The organism is Enterobacter genomosp. S (assembly GCF_001631805.1).
Lineage (GTDB): Bacteria > Pseudomonadota > Gammaproteobacteria > Enterobacterales > Enterobacteriaceae > Enterobacter > Enterobacter quasihormaechei.
Window position 1 is genome coordinate 643067 of the sequence record NZ_LVVA01000012.1, and the last position, 23070, is coordinate 666136.

General features: G+C 54.7%; 22 protein-coding genes and 1 rRNA gene. 8 read left to right on the forward strand and 15 right to left on the reverse strand.

Annotation, left to right across the window (positions count from 1 at the left end; all coding sequences use genetic code 11):
• Window positions 1–13 precede the first annotated feature (13 nt).
• The 9 genes from recO to rpoE all read right to left on the reverse strand — a co-directional run bounded on the left by recO (window position 14) and on the right by rpoE (window position 8210).
• On the reverse strand, window positions 14–721 hold the full coding sequence (recO, locus tag A3466_RS10605; protein WP_028014096.1) for a DNA repair protein RecO: 708 nt from the start codon (window positions 719–721) through the stop codon (window positions 14–16).
• 18 nt (window positions 722–739) lie between these two features.
• Window positions 740–1645, reverse strand: a complete 906-nt coding sequence (era, locus tag A3466_RS10610; RefSeq protein WP_025757643.1) for a GTPase Era — start codon at window positions 1643–1645, stop codon at window positions 740–742.
• A complete protein-coding gene (gene rnc / locus A3466_RS10615; protein ID WP_003860711.1) occupies window positions 1642–2322 on the reverse strand; it encodes a ribonuclease III in 681 nt (226 codons plus the stop codon). Before rnc ends, era begins: the two co-directional genes overlap by 4 nt.
• A gap of 223 nt (window positions 2323–2545) precedes the next feature.
• A complete protein-coding gene (gene lepB / locus A3466_RS10620) occupies window positions 2546–3520 on the reverse strand; it encodes a signal peptidase I (RefSeq protein WP_063450542.1) in 975 nt (324 codons plus the stop codon).
• A gap of 15 nt (window positions 3521–3535) precedes the next feature.
• Window positions 3536–5341 carry a translation elongation factor 4 gene (lepA, locus tag A3466_RS10625; RefSeq protein ID WP_003860714.1) on the reverse strand — a complete coding sequence of 602 codons (1806 nt, stop codon included), beginning with the start codon at window positions 5339–5341 and terminating at the stop codon, window positions 3536–3538.
• 185 nt (window positions 5342–5526) lie between these two features.
• Window positions 5527–6003: a SoxR-reducing system protein RseC gene (rseC, locus tag A3466_RS10630; protein ID WP_063450543.1), complete on the reverse strand. Its 477-nt coding sequence runs from the start codon at window positions 6001–6003 to the stop codon at window positions 5527–5529.
• Window positions 6000–6953, reverse strand: coding sequence for a sigma-E factor regulatory protein RseB (rseB, locus tag A3466_RS10635; RefSeq protein ID WP_003860717.1), 954 nt, complete (start codon window positions 6951–6953; stop codon window positions 6000–6002). Before rseB ends, rseC begins: the two co-directional genes overlap by 4 nt.
• Window positions 6953–7603 (reverse strand): anti-sigma-E factor RseA, encoded by a 651-nt coding sequence (gene rseA / locus A3466_RS10640; protein WP_063450544.1) that lies wholly within the window; start codon window positions 7601–7603, stop codon window positions 6953–6955. The genes rseB and rseA overlap by 1 nt, the downstream gene beginning before the upstream one ends.
• Window positions 7604–7634: 31 nt before the next feature.
• Window positions 7635–8210 (reverse strand): RNA polymerase sigma factor RpoE, encoded by a 576-nt coding sequence (rpoE, locus tag A3466_RS10645; protein ID WP_006176728.1) that lies wholly within the window; start codon window positions 8208–8210, stop codon window positions 7635–7637.
• Window positions 8211–8635: 425 nt separating this feature from the next.
• Between rpoE and nadB the strand changes: the two genes are divergently transcribed.
• Window positions 8636–10255 (forward strand): L-aspartate oxidase, encoded by a 1620-nt coding sequence (gene nadB / locus A3466_RS10650; protein ID WP_063450545.1) that lies wholly within the window; start codon window positions 8636–8638, stop codon window positions 10253–10255.
• Here the strand turns inward: nadB and trmN are convergent.
• Window positions 10240–10977, reverse strand: coding sequence for a tRNA(1)(Val) (adenine(37)-N(6))-methyltransferase TrmN (gene trmN, locus A3466_RS10655; RefSeq protein WP_063450546.1), 738 nt, complete (start codon window positions 10975–10977; stop codon window positions 10240–10242). The genes nadB and trmN overlap by 16 nt on opposite strands.
• A 132-nt stretch (window positions 10978–11109) precedes the next feature.
• Between trmN and srmB the strand changes: the two genes are divergently transcribed.
• A complete protein-coding gene (srmB, locus tag A3466_RS10660; RefSeq protein ID WP_063450547.1) occupies window positions 11110–12438 on the forward strand; it encodes an ATP-dependent RNA helicase SrmB in 1329 nt (442 codons plus the stop codon).
• Between the two features lie 51 nt (window positions 12439–12489).
• Here the strand turns inward: srmB and grcA are convergent, their stop codons facing one another.
• The gene (gene grcA / locus A3466_RS10665) at window positions 12490–12873 is read right to left on the reverse strand and encodes an autonomous glycyl radical cofactor GrcA (RefSeq protein ID WP_008502190.1); all 384 of its coding nucleotides are present in this window, start codon (window positions 12871–12873) and stop codon (window positions 12490–12492) included.
• Window positions 12874–13188: 315 nt separating this feature from the next.
• Between grcA and ung the strand changes: the two genes are divergently transcribed.
• Window positions 13189–13878 (forward strand): uracil-DNA glycosylase, encoded by a 690-nt coding sequence (gene ung / locus A3466_RS10670; protein WP_003860729.1) that lies wholly within the window; start codon window positions 13189–13191, stop codon window positions 13876–13878.
• A gap of 48 nt (window positions 13879–13926) precedes the next feature.
• Here the strand turns inward: ung and A3466_RS10675 are convergent, their stop codons facing one another.
• Window positions 13927–15012 (reverse strand): tRNA/rRNA methyltransferase, encoded by a 1086-nt coding sequence (locus A3466_RS10675; RefSeq protein WP_017383555.1) that lies wholly within the window; start codon window positions 15010–15012, stop codon window positions 13927–13929.
• Window positions 15013–15216: 204 nt separating this feature from the next.
• On the opposite strand from A3466_RS10675, the gene trxC reads away from it, so the two are divergent.
• From trxC to A3466_RS10700, 5 genes are all read left to right on the forward strand, one after another.
• Entirely contained in the window at window positions 15217–15636 is a 420-nt protein-coding gene (trxC, locus tag A3466_RS10680) for a thioredoxin TrxC (RefSeq protein ID WP_003860733.1), read from the forward strand.
• A gap of 70 nt (window positions 15637–15706) precedes the next feature.
• Entirely contained in the window at window positions 15707–16405 is a 699-nt protein-coding gene (gene tapT, locus A3466_RS10685; protein ID WP_063450548.1) for a tRNA-uridine aminocarboxypropyltransferase, read from the forward strand.
• A 35-nt stretch (window positions 16406–16440) separates the two neighbouring features.
• Window positions 16441–19122: a bifunctional acetate--CoA ligase family protein/GNAT family N-acetyltransferase gene (locus A3466_RS10690; RefSeq protein WP_063450549.1), complete on the forward strand. Its 2682-nt coding sequence runs from the start codon at window positions 16441–16443 to the stop codon at window positions 19120–19122.
• A gap of 109 nt (window positions 19123–19231) precedes the next feature.
• The gene (gene pssA, locus A3466_RS10695; protein ID WP_063450550.1) at window positions 19232–20587 is read left to right on the forward strand and encodes a CDP-diacylglycerol--serine O-phosphatidyltransferase; all 1356 of its coding nucleotides are present in this window, start codon (window positions 19232–19234) and stop codon (window positions 20585–20587) included.
• 45 nt (window positions 20588–20632) lie between these two features.
• Window positions 20633–20956 (forward strand): YfiM family lipoprotein, encoded by a 324-nt coding sequence (locus A3466_RS10700; protein ID WP_063450551.1) that lies wholly within the window; start codon window positions 20633–20635, stop codon window positions 20954–20956.
• On the opposite strand, the gene A3466_RS10705 is transcribed toward A3466_RS10700, so the two are convergent.
• From A3466_RS10705 to rrf, 3 genes are all read right to left on the reverse strand, one after another.
• The gene (locus tag A3466_RS10705) at window positions 20953–22260 is read right to left on the reverse strand and encodes an MFS transporter (protein ID WP_063450552.1); all 1308 of its coding nucleotides are present in this window, start codon (window positions 22258–22260) and stop codon (window positions 20953–20955) included. The two genes, A3466_RS10700 and A3466_RS10705, sit on opposite strands and share 4 nt — an antisense overlap.
• A gap of 151 nt (window positions 22261–22411) precedes the next feature.
• Window positions 22412–22864 carry a DUF4385 domain-containing protein gene (locus A3466_RS10710; protein WP_063450553.1) on the reverse strand — a complete coding sequence of 151 codons (453 nt, stop codon included), beginning with the start codon at window positions 22862–22864 and terminating at the stop codon, window positions 22412–22414.
• Window positions 22865–22991: 127 nt separating this feature from the next.
• Window positions 22992–23070: ribosomal RNA gene (gene rrf, locus A3466_RS23880) — 5S ribosomal RNA — on the reverse strand; the annotation flags it as partial.

The window sequence follows — 23070 nt, forward strand, 5'->3', positions numbered from 1 at the left end:
CTGATGCTGTGGTCTAACGTTTCGGCATAAATTGCCTGAATAATTCGCGGCTCTTTAAGGGCTTGCCACCAAGATACGGCTTGAGCGCAATTCGGGTAAAGCGTTTTGCGGCGCGCAGGGTGTCGGCGTCCGGGAACTCGCGTTCATACAGTGCTCTGAGCTGGCGTCCGGTAAAGGTGCTGTTATCAACGACGACGCTGGCAATAAAGCCCTTTTCCTCACGATAGCGATAGGTCATGGTATCTTCTACCTCGTCCCCACTTCCCGCACAGTGCAGAAAATCGACGCCGTATCCAAGGTGACCGAGCAGCGCCAGTTCGAAACGACGCAGGGCGGGTTCGGGCGTGCCGGTCGCACCCGCCAGTGCCTGGATACAGTGCAGATAATCGAAGAAAAGTTCCGAGAAGCGAGTCTCATGTTCAAGGACGCGGGAGATGAGCTCGTTGACATATAGACCGCTGTAGAGCGTGATGCCAGAAAGGGGAAGCGCCAGAGAGACGGCTTCAGCGCTGCGCAAGGTTTTGACTTCCCCTCGCCCGCCAAAGCGAACCAGCAGCGGCGTAAAAGGCTGTAGGGCACCCTTCAGATTAGAACGTTTGGAACGTGCGCCTTTCGCAACAAGGCGCACGCGGCCCGACTCTTCCGTGAAGACGTCCAGCATCAGGCTGGTTTCGCTCCAGGGACGACTATGGAGAACGAAGGCGCGCTGCCAACCTTCCATTATACTCGTCGTCTTGAGTTACTGATCTTCGCCGTAACCGAGGCTGCGCAGAGCACGCTCATCATCGGCCCAGCCAGATTTCACCTTCACCCACAGTTCCAGATGAACTGGCGCTTCGAACATCTCCTGCATGTCCTTACGGGCTTCGATACCGATGGTTTTGATCTTGGCACCTTTGTTGCCGATCACCATCTTCTTCTGACCTTCACGCTCAACGAGGATCAGACCGTTGATATCGTAACCGCCGCGCTCGTTCGACTGGAAACGCTCGATCTCAACCGTGACCGAGTACGGCAGCTCTGCGCCCAGGAAACGCATCAGCTTCTCGCGGATGATTTCAGAGGCCATAAAGCGCTGCGAGCGATCGGTGATGTAATCTTCCGGGAAGTGGTGAATCGCTTCCGGCAAGTGCTTACGTACGATGCCCGCGATGGTATCGACGTTCAGGCCGGTTTCCGCAGACAGCGGAACGATATCGAGGAAGTTCATCTGGCTGCCCAGCCACTGCAGGTGCGGCAGCAGGTCAGCTTTTTCCTGCACGTTGTCAACTTTGTTGACCGCGAGGATCACCGGCGTTTTGCCGTCACGCAGCTTGTTCAGTACCATTTCGTCGTCCGGCGTCCAGCGGGTGCCTTCCACTACGAAAATCACCAGTTCTACGTCGCCGATGGAGCTGCTCGCCGCCTTGTTCATCAGACGGTTAATGGCACGCTTCTCTTCCATGTGCAGGCCAGGGGTATCGACGTAGATTGCCTGATACGCGCCTTCAGTATGGATGCCGACGATGCGGTGACGCGTGGTCTGCGCCTTACGCGAGGTGATGGAAATCTTCTGCCCAAGCAGATTATTCAGCAGGGTGGATTTGCCGACGTTGGGACGTCCGACGATGGCAATAAATCCGCAATAGGTTTTGTCGATGCTCATTCCAGCTCCAGCATTTTTAACGCCTGTTCGGCGGCAGCCTGTTCAGCCTTACGACGGCTTGAACCCGTGCCGACCACCGGTTCACTCAGGCCACTGACCTGGCAATGGATGGTAAATTCCTGATCGTGCGCTTCGCCACGCACCTGCACCACCAGATAGGATGGCAGCGGGAGGTGACGACCCTGCAAATATTCTTGCAGACGCGTTTTCGGATCTTTTTGCTTATCGCCCGGGCTGATTTCGTCCAGACGGGTCTGATACCAGTTCAGGATCAGCTTTTCTACGGTCTGGATATCGCTGTCCAGGAACACGCCACCGATTAAGGCCTCGACCGTATCGGCAAGAATGGATTCACGACGGAATCCACCACTTTTCAGCTCACCTGGCCCCAGACGCAGACATTCACCCAGCTCAAACTCGCGTGCGATTTCAGCGAGGGTGTTGCCGCGCACCAGCGTGGCGCGCATGCGGCTCATATCACCTTCGTCCACACGCGGAAAACGATGATAAAGCGCATTCGCAATCACGAAACTTAAAATAGAGTCGCCCAAAAACTCGAGACGCTCATTATGTTTGCTGCTGGCACTGCGATGGGTTAATGCCTGTTGCAACAACTCCTGATGATGAAAAGTGTAGCCCAGCTTACGTTGAAGCCGATTAATTACGATGGGGTTCATGCGATACCAATAAATGAATGCGTCAAAAATGCAGCACACGAAACCGACCTGAGAAAACCAACGCGGTTTCGTGTGCCGTGGCACCCTTGCAGGGCCAACCTTAAACTTCGGGGGAATATTCTATACACAACGACAGGGGATGTCGTTAGTTCAAAGAGATTTATCGCTGAAATAATTCACGTAGCGGCTAATAAAAGCCGCTACGCGTTATTTTTCACGAAAATTAATGGATTCCGCCAATACGATTCAGGCGAACGCCGGTCGGCCACTCGCCTTCCTGCTTCTCGAAGCTCATCCAGATAGCGGTTGCTTTACCGACCAGATTCGCTTCCGGCACAAAGCCCCAGTAACGGCTGTCCGCGGAGTTATCGCGGTTATCACCCATCATGAAGTAGTGTCCCGGCGGCACAATCCAGGTCGCCAACTGCTGGCCCGGCTGCTGGTAGTACATTGCCAGCTGGTCCTGCGCGATTGGCACGGTCAGAATGCGGTGAGTGACATCGCCCAGCGTCTCTTTACGCTCAACCAGACGAATGCCGTTCTCTTTGGTTTCACCTTTTGGCACCTGGAAGAAACCGCTGGTCGCTTCACCACCGTTACGACGGGCGAAGGTCTGCACAAAATCACTTGGCTCGACGTTGGAGTAAGTGATTGGCAGCGCATTTTCGCATGCAGTACCAGAGCTACAGCCAGGCTGAACGGTCACCTCTTTCGCCACCGGATCGTAGGTCACTTTATCGCCCGGTAAACCTACCGCGCGCTTGATATAGTCCAGGCGCGGATCGTCGGGATATTTAAACACCACGATATCGCCACGTTTCGGATGACCCGTTTCGATCAGCGTTTTCTGGTAGATCGGATCTTTAATGCCATAGGCAAACTTCTCAACCAGAATAAAATCACCGATCAGCAGCGTTGGCATCATCGATCCTGACGGGATCTGGAACGGTTCATAGATAAATGAACGCACCACCAGCACAATCGCCAGCACGGGGAATACCGATGCCCCCGTTTCCAGCCAGCCCGGTTTAGGGCCGACTTTCTTCAGGGTCTTCGCATCCAGCGCATCGCCAGTGGCTGCCTGCGCGGCAGCCTGACGTTCACGGCGTTTTGGGGCGAAGATAAACTTATCCAGGCACCACAGCAGGCCTGTCACCAGGGTAGCGATGACCAGGATCAGGGCAAACATGTTCGCCATGCCAACTCCTTAAGGTTATTTACCGTTACCGTCTTTACCAACATGAAGGATGGCAAGGAATGCTTCCTGCGGCAGCTCAACGTTACCGACCTGCTTCATACGCTTCTTACCTTCTTTCTGCTTCTGCAACAACTTTTTCTTACGGCTGACGTCACCGCCATAGCATTTCGCCAGAACGTTTTTACGCAGCTGCTTCACGGTTGAGCGGGCAATGATGTGGTTACCGATGGCCGCCTGAATCGCAATGTCAAACTGCTGACGCGGGATCAGATCTTTCATCTTCTCAACCAGCTCGCGACCGCGGTACGGTGCGTTATCGTTGTGGGTGATGAGCGCCAGGGCATCAACGCGTTCGCCGTTGATCAGCACGTCCACGCGGACCATGTTTGAGGCCTGGAAGCGTTTGAAGTTGTAGTCCAGCGACGCATAGCCGCGGGAGGTGGACTTCAGACGGTCGAAGAAGTCGAGCACCACTTCCGCCATTGGAATTTCATAGGTCAGCGCCACCTGGTTACCGTGGTAAACCATGTTGGTCTGCACGCCACGCTTCTCAATACACAGGGTGATCACGTTGCCGAGGAACTCCTGCGGCAGCAGCATGTGACACTCTGCGATAGGCTCACGCAGTTCCTGAATGTTATTCAGCGGCGGGAGCTTGGACGGGCTGTCGACGTAGATCACTTCTTTCGAGGTGGTTTCTACTTCGTAGACTACCGTTGGTGCGGTGGTGATCAGATCCAGGTCGTATTCACGCTCCAGACGTTCCTGAATGATCTCCATGTGCAGCAGGCCGAGGAAGCCACAGCGGAAGCCGAAGCCCAGCGCCGTTGAGCTTTCTGGCTCGTAGAACAGGGAGGCATCGTTGAGGCTCAGCTTACCGAGCGCATCGCGGAAGTTTTCGTAATCATCGGAGCTGACCGGGAACAGACCCGCATAAACCTGCGGTTTCACCTTTTTGAAGCCGGGCAGCGCTTTATCTGCCGGGTTACGTGCACCGGTCAGGGTATCACCCACCGGCGCGCCGAGGATGTCTTTAATGGCACAGACCAGCCAGCCCACTTCGCCGCATTTCAGCTCGGTACGGTCAACCTGTTTGGGCGTGAAGATGCCCAGACGGTCAGCGTTGTAGACCTGTCCGGTGCTCATGACCTTGATTTTGTCGCCTTTACGCATAGTGCCGTTTTTAATACGGACCAGTGAGACCACGCCGAGGTAGTTATCAAACCAGGAGTCGATGATCAGCGCCTGCAACGGCGCATCCGGGTCGCCTTCCGGCGGCGGAATGTCACGCACCAGACGTTCCAGTACGTCCGGAACGCCGACGCCGGTTTTTGCCGAGCAGCGTACGGCATCGGTCGCATCAATACCGACGATGTCTTCAATCTCTTCCGCTACGCGCTCAGGATCGGCGGCTGGCAGGTCGATTTTATTCAGAACCGGCACCACTTCGAGATCCATTTCCATGGCTGTGTAGCAGTTTGCCAGCGTCTGGGCCTCTACGCCCTGTCCGGCATCCACCACCAGCAGCGCGCCTTCGCAGGCCGCCAGCGAGCGTGATACTTCATAAGAGAAGTCAACGTGCCCTGGGGTGTCGATAAAGTTCAGCTGGTAGGTTTCACCATCGGAAGCCTTATAGTCGAGCGTCACGCTCTGCGCTTTGATGGTAATACCGCGTTCGCGTTCCAGGTCCATGGAGTCCAGAACCTGGGCTGCCATTTCACGATCAGACAGGCCACCGCAAATCTGGATAATACGGTCAGACAGCGTCGACTTACCGTGGTCAATGTGAGCTATGATCGAAAAGTTACGTATGTTCTTCATATAGTTAAATAATTATGCCTTACGAATTCCTGGAGGCCGCTGTTCTTAGCCTGACGTTTTTCAGTGCGAAAACGCAGCATTCTACACTACATCCTCGTCTGCTGGAAATGCACTTAGAGCCAGGTATAGCGCGAAGAGTCGGCGTTTTCTTTATTGCGGTGTAAATAATAATAAAGCCCGGCAGATCACCGGGCCTCAGAAGAGAGCGTCTCAACACGAAGTTGGTCGGGTGCAAGCGCAACGCTGAGGATGACGGGCTGCCAGGCTTCCCGGGCCGTAAGCCTGGGGGAGAGGCCTTTAGCAAGCCAGAAACCGCCCACGCCGCCTAAAGCGGCTCCGCACATGGCAGCCAAATCTGTGCCAAAGAGCATCTGGAAAACCCCGCCCATCACGAACAAACCTGCCAGCGGAGAAAGGTAAACCAGCATGGCCGAGGTGAGCAGGCTACCTTCAGCGATGCCCAGTTCCACTTTCTGCCCTGCCACCAGCGGCTGGTCACTTGGCACCGCAATAGTATGCGACGTCTGCGGCCCCAGCTTATTCAACACGCGGCTGCCGCAGCCGGCTCGGGAGGCGCAGCTGCTGCATGATGCTTTAACATCACAGCTGACGAGCGCTACGCCATCCTGCCAGGAAACGACCGTGGCCCACTCTTTAATCATTGTGCCGCCCTGAATTTGATGCTGTCTGAAATGCGTTTTGCCGTTGGCGGCGGTAATTCACCGACAATAGTGATTTCCGCGTTATCGCGCACCGTGGTGCTAACCGTCCGGCGGCCGGTACGGAGCATCTGTTCGGAACTGTTCGCCGTAGCGCGATTGATGTTCACCGAAAAGCTAAACAGACCATCGGAGTAGAGTCGTGACTCAACCGGCGTTTCGATGGTAGGCAGCTGGCGACGGCTGCTGGAAACTTCGCTGAACCCTTGCGGGATCCAGGAAGGTACCCAGTTGAAATTAACAGAATCGCCGGCAGGAACGGAAAGCAAAGGCGGCAGACTGGCTTTGGCCAGATTTTGCATGCTGTTACCAACCTGGCTGTTCACGTCGAAGGAGATCACGCGGAACTGTTCAAGCGTTTCACCGTCGCGATCGAGCAGATCAACGCGCATCGGCAGCTTCGTCTCTGCGTCAATCCAGACGATATAGCTGTAACGTGTGCCATCCCGCGCGACAACGCGGATCACTTCGCACAGTCTGTCGGCAATACGGGTTCGCCCCACCGAGATAAAATCATAGTAGGGAGCGAGACGTTTAAAATCGGTATAAATGAGCGACGGCAGAGAATCAACGATGTAGTCGCCATTGAGCGTAAACGGCTCAAGGCCAGGCTCGAAATAGCTGATTTCGTTCCCACGCTGGACCACTTCCCGACGCGGGCCATCCATCTGTAAAAGCTGGGCGAGCGGCTGATTATCAAGGCGGGCGTGGCGATAGCGTAACGATTCGACACCCTGCTTATTGATGCTGATAAATGCCAACTCATAATTGAGTGACTGGCTGGCCAGATTCATTTGCTGCAACAACGCCCCGGATGAAACATCAGCCGAGGCGTTAGCAGAGAAGAACAGGCTACCCGCCATCAAAGACATGGCGAACCAAAGTTGCTTCATTACTGCGATTGCGTTCCTAAAGTTTGGTTTCCTGGCACCTGCACAGCAGCCTGCTGGGTTTGGGCCTGCTCAAACTGAAGCTGCTCGGAGTGCAGACGACGCTGCAACTCGTAATCCTGCAACATCGCATTAATGCGACGACGCTGCTCCTGTACCTGCTGTTGCTGCCCGCCGCTTGCGGAGGCATCTGCCGGTACGCCCAGGCTCACCGGGCTGGCTTTGCCCATCATCGGCAGCGTATTGAACACTGGCGCTTCAGGCTGCTGGCTGGCTTCAGACTGAGTATTATAGTGCTGGACCCCAACGATAACTGCAAGCGATACGCACGCAGCGACACCCATCTGGGTGAGCTGGCTCGCCCACGGACGCACCTTGTGCCAGAACGGCATTTTCTGCCACTGGTGAGGTGCAGGCTGCGCTTCAGGAATAAGCGGCGTGGTCTGATGAACAGGTTCGTTCTCAATGGCCGCCATAACGCGAGCTGAGATATCGAAATGGAGAACCTCGCTGGTATCACCGCGCATCGTGTCGCGGATGAGGTGATAGTTCTCCCAGGTCTGTTGCATTTCGGGAGAATGAGACAGCTCATCAAGCAGCTCACTATCCAGCGTTTCACCATCCATTAAAGCGGAAAGTTTTTCTTTCTGCATGCCTAATACCTTTTCCAGTATCCCGCTATCGTCAACGCCTGATAAGCGGTTGAACTTTATTATCAATGGCTTCTCGCGCACGGAAAATTCGTGAACGAACCGTGCCGACCGGACAATCCATGATGGCGGCTATCTCTTCATAGCTTAGGCCATCCAGCTCCCGTAACGTAATTGCCATGCGTAAATCTTCCGGGAGCGACTCGATCGTGCGAAAAACGATTTGTCTCAGTTCTTCTGACAACATTAAGTTCTCAGGGTTCGAAATTTCTTTCAGCGCGCCGCCACTTTCGAAGTTTTCCGCGTCGATAGCATCGACATCACTTGAAGGCGGACGACGCCCCTGAGCAACCAAATAATTTTTAGCCGTATTGACTGCAATGCGATACAGCCAGGTATAAAAAGCACTATCCCCCCGGAATGAATCCAGCGCGCGATAGGCCTTAATAAAAGACTCTTGTACGACATCAGGCACATCGCCTGACGGTACATAGCGGGAAACCAGACTCGCTACCTTATGCTGGTAGCGCACCACCAGTAGGTTAAAAGCTTTCTGATCTCCCTTCTGGACCCGTTCAACCAGGACCTGGTCCGTTAACTGCTCGCTCATCCGAGGTAATGTCTCCCCAAACCAAATTCCACGCGTTATCGAAACGCCACTCTATCAACATTGCACTTTGAGCAAGCACCGAGTTAGAGCGTCTGTTCTTCAATAAGTTCCGTAACGCCTTTGTTTTTGTTCATCGCGCCGCAGACCGTTCATTTTCTCTCATTATAAGTCTGTTCACGATACGCACCCGCTTTCTGACAAGAATCATCAACTTTATCGTCAGAAGAGTAACGCAACACAGGCTTTATTTCACCACAAAATCTGAAGCTAACGATCTGCTTCGCAAAATATTTCCCGTCATTTAGCGATGATTTAACTTCTGGTCTTTCGTTTAGTCATTGCAACAAGCATCAAAAAAAACGTGCGATAACTCGCATCAGAATGCTATTCTCACGACACCATGTTTAGTAAATTAAACAAGCATCATGAATACGACGCCTGAACTTCATTGTGATGTACTGATCATCGGTAGCGGTGCTGCCGGCCTTTCCCTCGCGCTGCGCCTGGCAGAACATCAGAACGTCATCGTGCTGAGTAAAGGGCCGATGAGCGAAGGCTCCACTTTCTATGCACAAGGCGGTATTGCCGCCGTGTTTGATGAAACGGACAGCATTGCCTCACATGTAGAAGATACTCTGATTGCCGGTGCAGGGATCGTGGATGAGCATGCCGCAGAATTTGTCGCCAGCAATGCCCGCCACTGTGTGCAATGGCTTATCGACCAGGGCGTGCTGTTTGATACACACATTCAGCCCAATGGTGAAGAGAGTTATCACCTGGCCCGTGAGGGCGGGCACAGCCACCGCCGTATTCTGCACGCTGCTGATGCGACCGGAAAGGCGGTTGAAACTACGCTGGTCAGCAAAGCCCTCAGCCATCCCAATATTCAGGTGCTGGAGCGCAGCAACGCCGTCGACCTGATTATTTCCGACAAGATTGGCCTGCCCGGCACGCGCCGCGTTGTCGGCGCATGGGTGTGGAACCGGAATAAAGAGAAGGTGGAAACCTGCCAGGCAAAAGCCGTTGTGCTGGCGACCGGCGGAGCCTCTAAGGTTTACCAGTACACGACGAACCCGGATATCGCGTCCGGAGACGGTATCGCCATGGCCTGGCGCGCCGGCTGCCGCGTGGCGAATCTGGAGTTTAATCAGTTCCATCCCACCGCCCTGTTCCATCCGCAGGCGCGAAACTTTCTGCTGACGGAAGCGCTGCGCGGTGAAGGCGCCTGTCTTAAGCGCCCGGACAGCTCCAGGTTTATGCCGGACTTCGACCCCAGAGGTGAACTGGCGCCGCGGGATATCGTGGCCCGCGCCATTGACCACGAAATGAAGCGGCTTGGCGTGGACTGCATGTATCTGGACATTAGCCATAAGCCGGCAGAATTTATTCGCCAGCACTTCCCGATGATTTACGAAAAGCTGCTGAGTCTGGGTATCGATTTGACCCGCGATCCGGTACCGATTGTGCCTGCCGCCCACTATACCTGTGGCGGGGTGATGGTTGACGATCACGGTCGTACCGACGTGGATGGCCTGTATGCGATCGGCGAGGTCAGTTATACCGGCCTGCATGGCGCCAACCGCATGGCATCAAACTCGCTGCTGGAGTGTCTGGTATACGGGTGGTCTGCTGCGGAAGATATTGCCAAACGCATGCCCTACGCGCGTGCGACAACGCGCCTGCCGGCGTGGGATGAAAGCCGGGTGGATAACCCTGACGAACGGGTGGTTATCCAGCATAACTGGCACGAGCTGCGGCTGCTCATGTGGGATTATGTCGGGATTGTACGCACAACGAAGCGTCTGGAGCGCGCGTTACGCCGCATTATGATGTTGCAGCAGGAAATTGATGAATATTACGCCAACTTCCGCGTTTCCAATAACCTGCTGGAGCTTCGCAACCTGGTGCAGGTTGCCGAGCTGATTGTGCGCTGCGCAATGATGCGCAAAGAGAGTCGAGGTCTGCATTATACGCTGGACTATCCCGACACGCTGGAATCATCCGGCCCGTCGGTGCTGACGCCGCAGGTTCACATAAACAGGTAAAAGGCCTGGGTCAGGGCAGTGTAATCTTCGGAATAACGCTGGTCTGGCCCGCGAATGACCATCCTGTCGATAAAGCACTCCCCCTCTTTCGGCGAGAGCGCCAGCAGCACGCGGTGCGGTAAGCGCCCTTCCGTATCGGAGATATCGGTACGGAGTCGCAACTTCCAGCCGATCTCACGAGCGATCTCAATGAAGGTGTTGCCTGTGCTTACAGGCAGAACCACGCAGAAAAATCCCTCTTCCGAGATGAGTTCCGCCGCACTGGTCAGGAGCGACAGGTGATCGAGCGAACGGGTGTAACGCGCCTGCTCGCGTTCCGGCGTTCCACACTCCACGCCGGGCACGAAATACGGCGGGTTGCTGACGATCAAATCGTAACGCGCGGTCTGCTCTGGTGCCCAGGTCAGGATATCTGCGCATTCCACCCTGACGCGTTCTGCCCACGGGGATTCGGCAGCGTTTTCACGCGCCTGCTGCGCCGCCTGAGGATCAAGCTCAACGGCATCGATCGTGACGTGTTCTTCCGTTCGCTGCGCCAGCATCAGCGCCTGGAGCCCGCTGCCCGTCCCGATATCCAGAATGCGTTTTACACCTGCGACAGGCGCCCATGCACCCAGTAAAATACCGTCTGTACCGACTTTCATCGCACAACGATCGTGCGCCACAAAAAACTGTTTAAACGTAAAACCATCGCGGCGCAGCTGCGCTTTGAGTTGAGACATGTCAGGGCAACCTTCTGTATGAAACTGGAGTAGCATAGGGGAAAGCGAAGTGGCCGAAAAGCGATATCCATACAAACAGATGAAGATTACAGCCGTAACGTCTATAATCAGCGCCCCACACAGAGGTAGAACATGACTGTAACGACTTTTTCCGAACTTGAACTCGATGAAAGCCTGCTCAATGCTCTTGAGAGCAAAGGCTTTACACGCCCGACCGCCATTCAGGCCGCGGCCATTCCGCCTGCGCTTGAGGGCCGCGATGTGCTCGGTTCTGCGCCAACCGGCACGGGGAAGACAGCAGCCTACTTGCTGCCTGTGTTGCAGCATTTGCTAGATTTTCCGCGTAAAAAATCAGGCCCGCCGCGTATTTTGATCCTGACCCCGACCCGTGAGCTGGCGATGCAGGTTGCCGAACACGCGCGTGAGCTGGCGGCAAACACCCATCTGGATATCGCTACCATCACCGGCGGCGTAGCGTATATGAACCACGCGGAAGTGTTCAGCGAAAACCAGGATATCGTTGTTGCGACGACGGGTCGTCTGCTGCAATACATTAAAGAAGAGAACTTCGACTGCCGCGCGGTGGAAACGCTCATTCTCGATGAAGCTGACCGCATGCTGGACATGGGCTTTGCCCAGGATATTGAACACATCGCGGGTGAAACGCGCTGGCGTAACCAGACCATGCTGTTCTCGGCAACCCTTGAAGGGGACGCCATCAAAGATTTCGCAGAACGTCTGCTGGAAGATCCGGTGGAAGTGTCCGCCACGCCATCCACGCGTGAGCGTAAGAAGATCCACCAATGGTACTACCGCGCAGATAACCTTGAGCATAAGGTTGAGTTGCTTAAACACCTGCTAAAGCAGGAAGATGCAACCCGTACCATCGTCTTCGTTCGCAAACGCGAGCGCGTGCATGAGCTGGCAGAAATGCTGCGCAATGCCGGCATCAACAACTGCTATCTCGAAGGTGAAATGGCGCAGGTTAAGCGTACCGAAGGGATTAAGCGTCTGACCGATGGCCGCGTGAATGTGCTGGTTGCCACCGACGTTGCCGCGCGCGGGATCGACATCCCTGACGTGAGCCACGTGATCAACTTTGATATGCCACGCAGCGGTGATACTTATCTCCACCGCATTGGCCGTACCGGCCGTGCGGGCCGTAAAGGTATTGCTATCTCTCTGGTAGAAGCGCACGACCATCTGCTGCTTCAGAAAATTGGCCGCTACGTTGATGAGCCGCTTAAAGCTCGCGTTATCGATGGACTTCGTCCGACCACACGTGCACCGAGTGAAAAAATGACGGGTAAACCGTCCAAGAAAGCGCTCGCGAAACGTGCCGAGAGAAAAGAGAAAGAAAAAGAGAAACCGCGCGTTAAGCAGCGCCACCGCGATACCAAAAACATTGGTAAGCGCCGTAAGCCAAGCTCTGCTGCGCCAGAAACAAAAACTGAAGAGTAAAAAAAGCCGGGACATTCCCGGCTTTTTTATTCCCCCCCCGTGGCTGAAACCTTACAGGCTTTCAGTAAAGGTACGTGCGATAACGTCTCGCTGCTGTTCCGGGGTCAGTGAGTTAAAGCGTACCGCATAGCCAGACACGCGGATGGTCAGCTGCGGGTATTTTTCCGGGTGCTCAACGGCGTCCATCAGGGTTTCGCGACGCAGAACGTTAACGTTCAGGTGCTGACCGCCTTCCACGCGGACTTCTGGCTTCACTTCCATTGGAATTTCACGGTATTCAATTTCGCCCAGCTTGCTCACCGGAACGATTTCGTCTTCCGCAAAACCTGCTTTCGCTACGACACAGCGCGCTTCGTTTTTCTCGCTGTCCAGCAGCCAGAAAGAGTTCAGCAGATCGTCGTTTGCTGCTTTAGTAATCTGGATACCTGTAATCATGTGTTGCCTCCCTTAGGCTACATTAACTGATGCTGGCCTTTCGCGGCCAATTGGTAAAACCATTGTTTCTTGTGTGTATATATAACATTCAGCCCCCGGCGATTTATTGATTTAAATCAACAAAACCACTAACCACACAAAGAGTGTGGTCTGCATTTATTGTTTCAGATCAATTTTCTCGCCTTACTCATTCAACTTATCCCGCATCTTTTCCAAAATAAATTTAGCGACTTAGCCCACTTTTCAGCGTGTTATTTTGCTCACCGGGCATTAGCGGGTAAGCTAGGCAGAGAATGAAATTCGCAGGAGAGCGAGATGACGACACCTTTAACCTGGCATGACGTGCTGGCAGAAGAGAAGCAGCAGCCCTACTTTATCAATACCCTCAGCACCGTTGCGGCTGAACGGCAGGCTGGCCAGACGATTTATCCGCCGCAGAAAGATGTGTTTAACGCCTTTCGCTATACCGAACTGAGCGACGTGAAGGTGGTTATTCTGGGGCAGGATCCCTACCACGGCCCTGGTCAGGCTCACGGACTGGCGTTCTCCGTGCGTCCGGGCGTGGCTATCCCCCCTTCTCTGCTGAATATGTATAAAGAGCTTGAAGGAACGATCCCCGGCTTTACTCGCCCTAATCACGGCTATCTGGAAAGCTGGGCGCGCCAGGGGGTGCTGCTGCTGAACACCGTGCTGACGGTTCGTGCAGGCCAGGCGCACTCCCACGCCAGCCTCGGCTGGGAAACCTTTACCGATAAGGTCATCAGCCTGATTAATGAGCACCGTGAAGGCGTCGTATTTTTACTCTGGGGTTCGCATGCACAAAAGAAAGGGGCGATTATCGATCGTCAGCGTCATCACGTACTGAAAGCACCGCACCCGTCGCCGCTGTCTGCACACCGCGGTTTCTTTGGCAGTAATCATTTTGTTCTGACGAATGAATGGCTGGAAAAGCGTGGCGAAAAGCCAATTGACTGGATGCCTGTATTACCGGCAGAGAGTGAGTAGTATGAGCCTGAATGCCCGGTGGACCGGGCATTCAATAAGCACAAAGGCTTACGCTTTATTCTGACGCCACCATTCCGCCAGCAGTACGCCGGTCGCAACGGAGACGTTCAGGCTTTCAACATTGCCTGTACCATCAATTGAGACGCTCAGGTCGGCGCTGGAGAGTGCCGCATCAGACAGACCATCACGCTCCTGACCTAACACCAGCACCATTTTGCGTGGCAGCGTCGCTTTGAACAGCGGCGTAGCGGCACGGCTTGAGGTGGTGACAATGGTGTAGCCCGCTTTACGGAACTGCTCAAGGGCTTCCAGCACGCTGTCGCCGGTGATCGGCTGAACGTGCTCTGCACCGCCTTCCGCGGTACGGATTGCCGCACCAGACTCCAGCAGCGCGGCATCCTGTAACAGCACGCCTTTCACACCAAAGTGCGCGCAGCTACGCATCATCGCACCCAGATTATGCGGGTTACCCACATCTTCCAGCGCCAGCACGCAGTCATCGGCATCCGCCTGGCTGACCCACTGCTGCACGGTAGTACCGTTACGTTTTTTGATCAGGAAGCAGACGCCGCCGTGGTGTTCAGTACCGGACGCTTTAGTCAGCTCGGCATCGTCAACCACGTGGTAGGCTTTGCGGTTCGCCGCCATCCAGCGCAGCGCTTCTTTAAAGCGCGGGGTCACGCTCTGGATAAACCATGCGCGAACGATACACTCCGGGCGGCTCTGGAACAGGGCCTGACAGGCGTTCTCGCCGTATACACGGGTCTCTTCCGCACGCTGACGACGCAGCACTTCCGGATCGATAAAGCTTTTTCCGCTGATACCGCCGTGATCGGCCTTTTCAGTCGCCTCTTCACCCGGCGCGCGCGAAACGGTACGCCATGGCGATCCACCGTCGCGGACAACATCGTCGCGTTTGCGATCGTCACGCTTACGGTCATCACGTTTGCGGTCATCGCCGCGGTTATTTCTGTCATCGCGGGCGGGGCGACGGCCACCGTCTGCACGAGAAGACGCTGGACGCCCGCCACCCTTTCCGGTACGCGGATTTTGGGTGCGTTTATCAGAGTCATCATCACTGCGGACATACATCACTTTGACCTTGCCGCTTTTGTTTTTCATTTCGTCGTTCATGCTTTTCTCCACCAGCGCTGCGCGAAGCGCGCAGATTACCCGATGTGCAAGCTCATAGCCATAATTTCGTACAAAAGCCTGTGACTATTGTTCCCATTGAATAAAACGCGTTGTCGTTTCATACAGGCTCACTGATAATATGTAACATATCAGAAACATTATCGGCGTTCTGCCGTTGTTCCACGGCTCTATCAGAGGTTAGTTATGAATACCGTATGTGCCAACTGTCAGGCTTTAAACCGCATTCCGGACGATCGGATGGATGACGGTGCGAAATGCGGGCGTTGTGGCCACGAATTATTTGATGGCGATGTCATTAACGCGACGGGTGCTACGCTGGACAAACTCCTCAAGGACGATCTGCCTGTTGTGGTCGATTTCTGGGCTCCGTGGTGCGGCCCCTGCCGTAACTTTGCGCCAATTTTTGAAGACGTGGCGGAAGAGCGCAGCGGGAAAATGCGTTTTGTGAAAGTGAATACCGAAGCCGAACGTGAGCTCAGCGCCCGTTTTCGCATTCGCAGCATTCCCACCATTATGATTTTCAAAAATGGTGAAGTGATCGACATGCTCAACGGTGCCGTGCCAAAAGCGCCTTTCGACAGCTGGTTAAACGAATCCCTGTAACATTCACGGGGCACATCTTGTGCCCCGTTCACTCCTCTGCGAAAATGGGGTTTTTCCTGCCTTTTCGCCCATGACTGATAACGCTGTACTTCAATTACGCGCCGAGCGCCTTGCGCGCGCCACCCGCCCTTTTCTGGCCCGAGGCAATCGTATTCGCCGCTGCCAGCGCTGCCTTTTACCGCTGAAGGTGTGCCTGTGCGAAACGCTTGTGCCGAGCGAGGCGAAAAGCCGCTTTTGTCTGGTCATGTTTGATACCGAACCCATGAAGCCCAGCAATACGGGGCGCCTGATCGCCGATATTCTGCCAGACACAGCGGCGTTTCAGTGGTCGCGCACTGAGCCACCTCAGGCACTGCTCGACCTGGTGGCAAGCCCGGACTATCAGCCAATGGTCGTTTTCCCTGCATCGTATGCAGGCGAACATCGTCAGGTGCTTTCGGCGCCGCCATCCGGTAAACCACCGCTGTTTATTATGCTCGATGGCACCTGGACGGAAGCGAGAAAGATGTTTCGCAAAAGCCCGTATCTTGATGCGCTGCCGGTGATTTCCGTCGATCTGTCGCGCGTTTCGGCCTATCGCCTGCGCGAAGCCCACGCCGACGGCCAGTACTGCACTGCGGAGGTCGCGATTGCGCTACTGGATCTGGCAGGCGATACCCAGGCAGCCGGCGCGCTGGGCGATCACTTCTCCTGCTTCCGTGAACGTTATCTTGCGGGAAAAACCGTTCATAAGGGTAGCGTCACAGCAACTGAGACAGAAAGCGTTTAAAATCATCAGGTCGCTTGCATTCACGGGAGGCCTGCATGAGCCAGAGAGGGTTAGAAGCGCTACTTCGTCCGAAATCTATTGCCGTTATTGGCGCCTCAATGAAACCGGACCGCGCAGGGTATCTGATGATGCGCAATCTGCTGGCTGGCGGGTTTAATGGCCCGGTCATGCCCGTTACGCCCGCCTATAAGGCGGTTCAGGGGGTGCTGGCGTGGCCGGACGTGCAAAGTTTACCGTTCGTTCCCGACCTCGCCGTGCTCTGTACGCATGCGAAACGAAACCTCGAACTGCTTGAGTCGCTCGGCCAGAAAGGCTGTAAAACCTGCATTATTCTCTCGTCGCCTCCTGAGCAGCAGCCTGAGCTGCTGGCCTGCGCCAGCCGCTACCAGATGCGTATTCTTGGTCCAAACAGCCTGGGTCTGCTTGCGCCCTGGCAAGGGCTGAATGCCAGCTTCTCCCCGGTTCCGATCCGTAAAGGAAAGCTGGCCTTTATTTCGCAGTCGGCTGCGGTATCCAATACGATCCTCGACTGGGCGCAACAGCGTGAGATGGGCTTCTCCTACTTCATCGCCCTGGGCGACAGCCTGGACATTGACGTTGATGAACTGCTGGATTTTCTGGCGCGTGACAGCAAAACCAGTGCGATCCTGCTCTATCTTGAACACCTGAGCGACGCCCGTCGTTTTGTGTCGGCGTCGCGTAGCGCATCGCGTAATAAACCGATTCTGGTCATCAAAAGCGGGCGCAGCCCGGCGGCGCAACGCCTGCTGCATTCCCATTCCGGGATGGATCCCGCCTGGGATGCCGCGATCCAGCGCGCCGGTCTGCTGCGGGTTCAGGATACGCACGAGCTTTTTTCTGCCGTCGAAACGTTAAGCCACATGCGCCCCCTGCGCGGTGAAAAGCTGATGATTATCAGCAACGGTGCCGCTCCCGCCGCACTGGCGCTGGACGAACTGTGGCTGCGCAACGGCAAGCTGGCAACGCTGGGCGAAGCGACGCTTCAGCGCCTGCGAGAGGTGCTGCCGGGCAGCGTTACTCCCGGTAATCCCCTCGATTTACGTGACGATGCCACCAGCGATCGCTACATCAGGGCGATCTCCCTCCTGCTCGACAGTCAGGATTTCGATGCGCTGATGATCATTCATTCACCCAGCGCCGCTGCGCCCGGCAGTGAAAGCGCACGCGCGCTGATTGAGGCTGTACGAAACCATCCGCGCGGCAAATACGTCACCCTGCTGACCAACTGGTGCGGCGAATTCTCTTCACAGGAAGCGCGCCGTCTGTTCAGTGAAGCCGGGCTGCCAACCTACCGTACCCCAGAGGGCACCATTACCGCCTTTATGCATATGGTTGAATATCGCCGCAATCAGAAGCAGCTGCGTGAAACGCCTGCCCTGCCGGGCAACCTCACAGCAAATTCGGTGGACGTGCACAGGCTATTGCAGCAGGCCATCGAAGAGGGCGTCACGTCGCTTGATACCCATGAAGTGCAACCCATTCTTGGCAGCTATGGGATGCAAACACTGCCCACCTGGATTGCCGGCGACAGCGCCGAGGCGGTACATATCGCTGAGCAGATTGGCTATCCGGTCGCGCTGAAGTTGCGCTCACCCGATATTCCGCACAAATCAGATGTGCAGGGCGTCATGCTGTATCTGCGCACCGCGACAGAAGTGCAACAGGCCGCGGATGCCATTATCGATCGCGTAAAAATGACGTGGCCACAGGCCAGGATCCACGGCCTGCTGGTGCAGAGCATGGCTAACCGTGCGGGCGCGCAGGAGCTGCGTGTGGTGGTCGAACACGATCCGGTTTTTGGTCCGCTCATTATGCTGGGTGAAGGCGGCGTTGAATGGCGGCCAGAAGAACAGGCGGCTGTCGCGCTTCCGCCATTAAATATGAACCTGGCGCGTTATTTGATAATTCAGGCCATTAAAAGTAAAAAAATCCGCGGGAGAAGTGCTTTGAGGCCGCTTGATATCGCCGGATTAAGCCAGTTTCTGGTAAAGGTCTCCAACCTCATTGTTGACTGTGCGGAGATCCAGCGCCTGGATATCCACCCGCTCCTCGCTTCCGGAAATGAATTTACGGCCCTCGACGTGACGCTGGAAATTGCGCCATTTGTCGGTGACCGGGAAAGCCGTCTCGCCATTCGTCCTTATCCGCTCCATCTGGAAGAGTGGGTGGAGATGAAAAATGGAGAGCGGGCGCTGTTTCGCCCTATCCTGCCGGAAGACGAGCCGCTGCTGCGAGCATTCATTTCGCAGGTGACGAAGGAAGACTTATATTATCGCTATTTCAGCGAAATCAACGAATTTACCCACGACGATTTAGCCAATATGACCCAGATCGACTACGATCGAGAAATGGCGATTGTGGCGGTTCGCCGTTCCGGAGAGGGAGAGGGAGAGGGAGAGGGAGAGGAGATCCTCGGCGTGACGCGCGCCATTTCCGACCCGGATAACGTGGATGCGGAGTTTGCCGTGCTGGTGCGTTCCGATCTTAAAGGTTTGGGGTTGGGCAGACGGCTGCTCGAAAAACTCATTGGATATACGCGCGATCACGGATTGTCACGCCTGAACGGCATTACTATGCCAAATAATCGGGGTATGGTGACCCTGGCGCGGAAGCTCGGTTTTGACGTTGATATCCAGCTGGATGAAGGCATTGTCTCCCTGTCCCTCAGCCTGACATCAACGGATAAAGACGAGTAAGCTTCTGGAAATGTTACCCACTTTTCTCATCACTGGGGTATCATTGTCCGCTTATGTTGTTTGCCTGGTACAGACAACCCTTCAATGAACAGAGAAGAAACGCACTGTGATGTTGTCAAAATTTAAGCGTAATAAACATCAACAACACCTTGCTCAACTACCGAAGATTTCTCAGTCAGTTGATGATGTAGAGTTCTTTTATGCTCCCGCTCGTTTCCGGGAGACGCTTCTGGAAAAGATTGCCAGCGCGACGCGACGTATCTGCATTGTGGCGCTCTATCTTGAACAGGATGAAGGTGGGCGTGCTGTCCTGAACGCGCTCTATGAAGCGAAACGTCAACGTCCGGAACTGGACGTTCGTGTGCTGGTTGACTGGCACCGCGCACAGCGTGGCCGTATTGGCGCAGCCGCCTCGAACACTAACGCTGACTGGTATTGCCGCACGGCCCAGGAGAACCCGGGGATCGATATTCCGGTGTACGGCGTGCCCGTGAATACCCGTGAAGCGCTTGGCGTTCTTCATTTCAAAGGATTTATCATCGATGACAGCGTTCTTTACAGCGGCGCCAGCCTCAATGATGTTTATCTCCATCAGCTCGATAAATACCGTTACGATCGCTACCATCTGATCCGCAATCCGCAGATGGCCGACATCATGTTCAACTGGGTGGATAAAAACCTGGTTCATGGCCGGGGTGTCCACCGTCTTGACGATCCTCATCGCCCGAAAAGCCCGGAAATTAAAAATGACGTTCGCTCCTTCCGCCAGGAGCTGCGCGATGCGGTTTATCGCTTCCAGGGTGACGCCAGTAATGAAGAGCTGTCCGTTACGCCGCTGGTAGGCCTGGGAAAAACCAGCCTGCTGAACAAGACGATTTTCCATTTGATGCCGTGCGCGGAGCATAAGCTCACTATCTGCACGCCATACTTCAACCTTCCCGCCGTTCTGGTGCGCAATATTATTCAGCTGCTGCGCGAGGGTAAAAAGGTGGAGATCATCGTCGGGGATAAAACGGCAAACGACTTTTTCATTCCGGAAGATCAACCTTTCAAGATCATCGGCGCACTGCCTTATCTTTATGAGATTAACCTGCGTCGCTTCCTGAGCCGTTTACAGTACTACGTGAACACGGACCAGCTGGTCGTGCGTCTCTGGAAAGATGAAGATAACAGCTATCATCTAAAAGGGATGTGGGTCGATGATGAGTGGATGCTGCTGACCGGTAATAACCTGAACCCGCGCGCCTGGCGTCTGGATCTGGAGAATGCCATCCTGATTCACGATCCTCAGCATGCATTAGCCGCAAAACGCGATCGTGAGCTGGAGCTTATACGCACGCATACCACAGTGGTTCGTCATTACCGCGATCTGCAAAGCATCGCGGATTATCCGGTAAAAGTTCGGAAGCTGATTCGCCGTCTACGTCGGATCCGTATCGATCGCCTCATTAGCCGTATTCTGTAATACACGGGCCCTGTCACTGACGGGGCTTTTTTATGGAGCCTGTTAATGCGTACGCCTTTCCTGATAATCCCTCTTTTCCTGACCGGTTGCAGCCATATGGCGAATGATAGCTGGTCGGGTCAGGACAAAGCTCAACACTTTCTGGCGTCTGCAATGTTGTCCGCTGCGGGCAATGAGTATGCGCTGCACCAGGGGTATAGCCGGGATCGAAGTGCCACAATGGGTCTGATGTTCTCCATAAGCCTGGGGGCATCGAAAGAGCTTTGGGATAGCCGCCCCTCAGGAAGCGGCTGGAGCTGGAAAGATTTTGCCTGGGACGTAGCCGGCGCAACAACCGGCTACGCCGTCTGGCAGATGGCGCATTATTAAAGGCGGATACCTTTTCCCTTGCGATGCAGCATCAGCGAGACAATAAACGCCAGCGCTCCCATTACGGTGACATACCAGAAGAAGGTCGTTTCACTGCCCCACGACTTAAGCGATAGCGCGACATACTCTGCCGAACCGCCGAACAGGGCATTAGCGACCGCATAAGACAGGCCTACACCCAGCGCCCTCACCTGTGCGGGAAACATTTCTGCTTTCAAAATGCCGCTGATTGCCGTGTAAAAACTGATAATAATGAGTGCCACCATGATCAGCGCGAAAGCGGCATACGGCGACGTTGTCTGCTGTAGCGCAGTCAAAAGCGGAACGGTACCCAGGGTGAGCATGCCGCCAAAGATCAGCATGGAGGTGCGGCGACCTATTTTGTCCGACAGCGCGCCGACAATCGGCTGGATAAGCATAAAGACAAGTAACGCCACCGTCATGACGACACTCGCAACGTTTGCATGCATGCCCGTGGTGTTAACCAGATATTTTTGCATGTAGGTGGTGAAGGTATAGAAACTTAGCGAGCCCGCGGCGGTAAAACCTAACACCATCAAAAATGCTTTGCGGTTTCGCCAGAGCCCCTTCATTGAGCCCGCCTCCTTCAGCGCCCTGACCTCCTGTTGAGAAGTTTCATCAAGCTGACGGCGTAGCCACAGGGCGACAACCGCCAGGGCAGCGCCCATAGCAAACGGGATACGCCAGCCCCAGGCGCGCAAATCTTCATCGCTAAGGATTTGTTGCAGGATCACCACAACCAGTAACGCCAGCAGCTGTCCGCCAATGAGGGTCACATACTGGAATGATGCATAGAAACCTTTTCGGCCTTCAACCGCCACTTCGCTCATGTATGTCGCACTGGTGCCGTATTCTCCACCGACTGACAGTCCCTGGAACAGACGTGCCAGCAGCAGCAATGCGGGTGCCCATGTTCCGATAGTGTCATATCCGGGCAGGCAGGCAATCACCAGAGAGCCGACGCACATCATGCATACCGAGATGAGCATGGAGGTCTTGCGCCCTTTTCTGTCTGCGATCCTGCCGAATAGCCATCCACCGATAGGGCGCATCAGGAACCCGGCGGCAAAAACGCCTGCGGTTTGCAGAAGCTGAGTGGTGGTATTCCCGGACGGGAAAAAGATATGCGCAAAGTAGAGTGAACAGAATGAATAGACGTAAAAGTCAAACCACTCTACGAGGTTCCCCGAGGAGGCCCCAACGATTGCCCAAACCCGACGACGGGTATCCTTACCTGCCAAATTGGTGTTATCCGTATCTGCACTGGCTACGGTTTCTGTCATTTTAAAATCCCCTGTCTCACATTGCGGGCCATTGCCCACAAACAGTAAAACCGGATTTAAAACGAATCGTTAGGTAAATAAAATGTTTCTAATATGTTTCATTGCGTTTTGTGAACTCGATCAGGTATCGAATTATTAGCGGACGTAGTAATTATCCCCACTTCTGCTGATGCGCCTTTTTTCGCTGCAAATAATCTTCATCTGCACGAATTTTATCCCACCACTTTTTGAAGACCGCGGCGGCTTCTGCTTTTACGGGATCGCAATCCAGCGGTTTGACCTGGCGCTTCTCATCGTACTTTTTACCGCCTTTATGATTGGCGTATCGCCTGGCGCGGGTATAGCCCATCTGAATGAATTTACGCGCCATATCCATACCCACAAAGTCGTTTTGCTGACGATATTCTTCAAACAGGGCGTATATTTCTTTTGCCGATCGTGCTGCAACTTCAGCATTTTTGTATCGCCAGTGCGGAAGGATCTCGCTTTTGTAAGGTTCCACCATGAGCACACCCTGCTCTCCCCGCCCCACCTGGTACAGCTCTGGATGGTCACGGAAATTAATGTTGGCAAAATCTTGTTGGTAATCAAAGGGACGTATCAAAGCAGCACCATTGTTAAAAGCGTTTTAACAATTGTAGGCACGGTCAGGCGGTGCCGCCACCCGGCATTTTCCGGCGCACAAAGCAAAAAACCCCGCACCTTTCGGTACGGGGTTCTTCTTGTTTGATGCCTGGCAGTTCCCTACTCTCACATGGGGAGACCCCACACTACCATCGGCGCTACGGCGTTTCACTTCTGAGTTCGGCA

Bases quoted from the DNA above. Each gene is read 5' to 3' on its own strand.
- A3466_RS10700 (WP_063450551.1), top strand. From the start codon at position 20,633: ATGCGTACGCCTTTCCTGATAATCCCTCTTTTCCTGACCGGTTGCAGC.
- trxC (WP_003860733.1), top strand. From the start codon at position 15,217: ATGAATACCGTATGTGCCAACTGTCAGGCTTTAAACCGCATTCCGGAC.
- srmB (WP_063450547.1), top strand. From the start codon at position 11,110: ATGACTGTAACGACTTTTTCCGAACTTGAACTCGATGAAAGCCTGCTC.
- rseC (WP_063450543.1), bottom strand. From the start codon at position 6,003: ATGATTAAAGAGTGGGCCACGGTCGTTTCCTGGCAGGATGGCGTAGCG.
- A3466_RS10690 (WP_063450549.1), top strand. From the start codon at position 16,441: ATGAGCCAGAGAGGGTTAGAAGCGCTACTTCGTCCGAAATCTATTGCC.
- A3466_RS10705 (WP_063450552.1), bottom strand. From the start codon at position 22,260: ATGACAGAAACCGTAGCCAGTGCAGATACGGATAACACCAATTTGGCA.
- trmN (WP_063450546.1), bottom strand. From the start codon at position 10,977: ATGTCTCAACTCAAAGCGCAGCTGCGCCGCGATGGTTTTACGTTTAAA.
- pssA (WP_063450550.1), top strand. From the start codon at position 19,232: ATGTTGTCAAAATTTAAGCGTAATAAACATCAACAACACCTTGCTCAA.
- ung (WP_003860729.1), top strand. From the start codon at position 13,189: ATGACGACACCTTTAACCTGGCATGACGTGCTGGCAGAAGAGAAGCAG.
- rseA (WP_063450544.1), bottom strand. From the start codon at position 7,603: ATGCAGAAAGAAAAACTTTCCGCTTTAATGGATGGTGAAACGCTGGAT.
- nadB (WP_063450545.1), top strand. From the start codon at position 8,636: ATGAATACGACGCCTGAACTTCATTGTGATGTACTGATCATCGGTAGC.
- tapT (WP_063450548.1), top strand. From the start codon at position 15,707: ATGACTGATAACGCTGTACTTCAATTACGCGCCGAGCGCCTTGCGCGC.
- A3466_RS10675 (WP_017383555.1), bottom strand. From the start codon at position 15,012: ATGAACGACGAAATGAAAAACAAAAGCGGCAAGGTCAAAGTGATGTAT.
- rpoE (WP_006176728.1), bottom strand. From the start codon at position 8,210: ATGAGCGAGCAGTTAACGGACCAGGTCCTGGTTGAACGGGTCCAGAAG.
- era (WP_025757643.1), bottom strand. From the start codon at position 1,645: ATGAGCATCGACAAAACCTATTGCGGATTTATTGCCATCGTCGGACGT.
- recO (WP_028014096.1), bottom strand. From the start codon at position 721: ATGGAAGGTTGGCAGCGCGCCTTCGTTCTCCATAGTCGTCCCTGGAGC.
- rseB (WP_003860717.1), bottom strand. From the start codon at position 6,953: ATGAAGCAACTTTGGTTCGCCATGTCTTTGATGGCGGGTAGCCTGTTC.
- lepA (WP_003860714.1), bottom strand. From the start codon at position 5,341: ATGAAGAACATACGTAACTTTTCGATCATAGCTCACATTGACCACGGT.
- lepB (WP_063450542.1), bottom strand. From the start codon at position 3,520: ATGGCGAACATGTTTGCCCTGATCCTGGTCATCGCTACCCTGGTGACA.
- rnc (WP_003860711.1), bottom strand. From the start codon at position 2,322: ATGAACCCCATCGTAATTAATCGGCTTCAACGTAAGCTGGGCTACACT.
- grcA (WP_008502190.1), bottom strand. From the start codon at position 12,873: ATGATTACAGGTATCCAGATTACTAAAGCAGCAAACGACGATCTGCTG.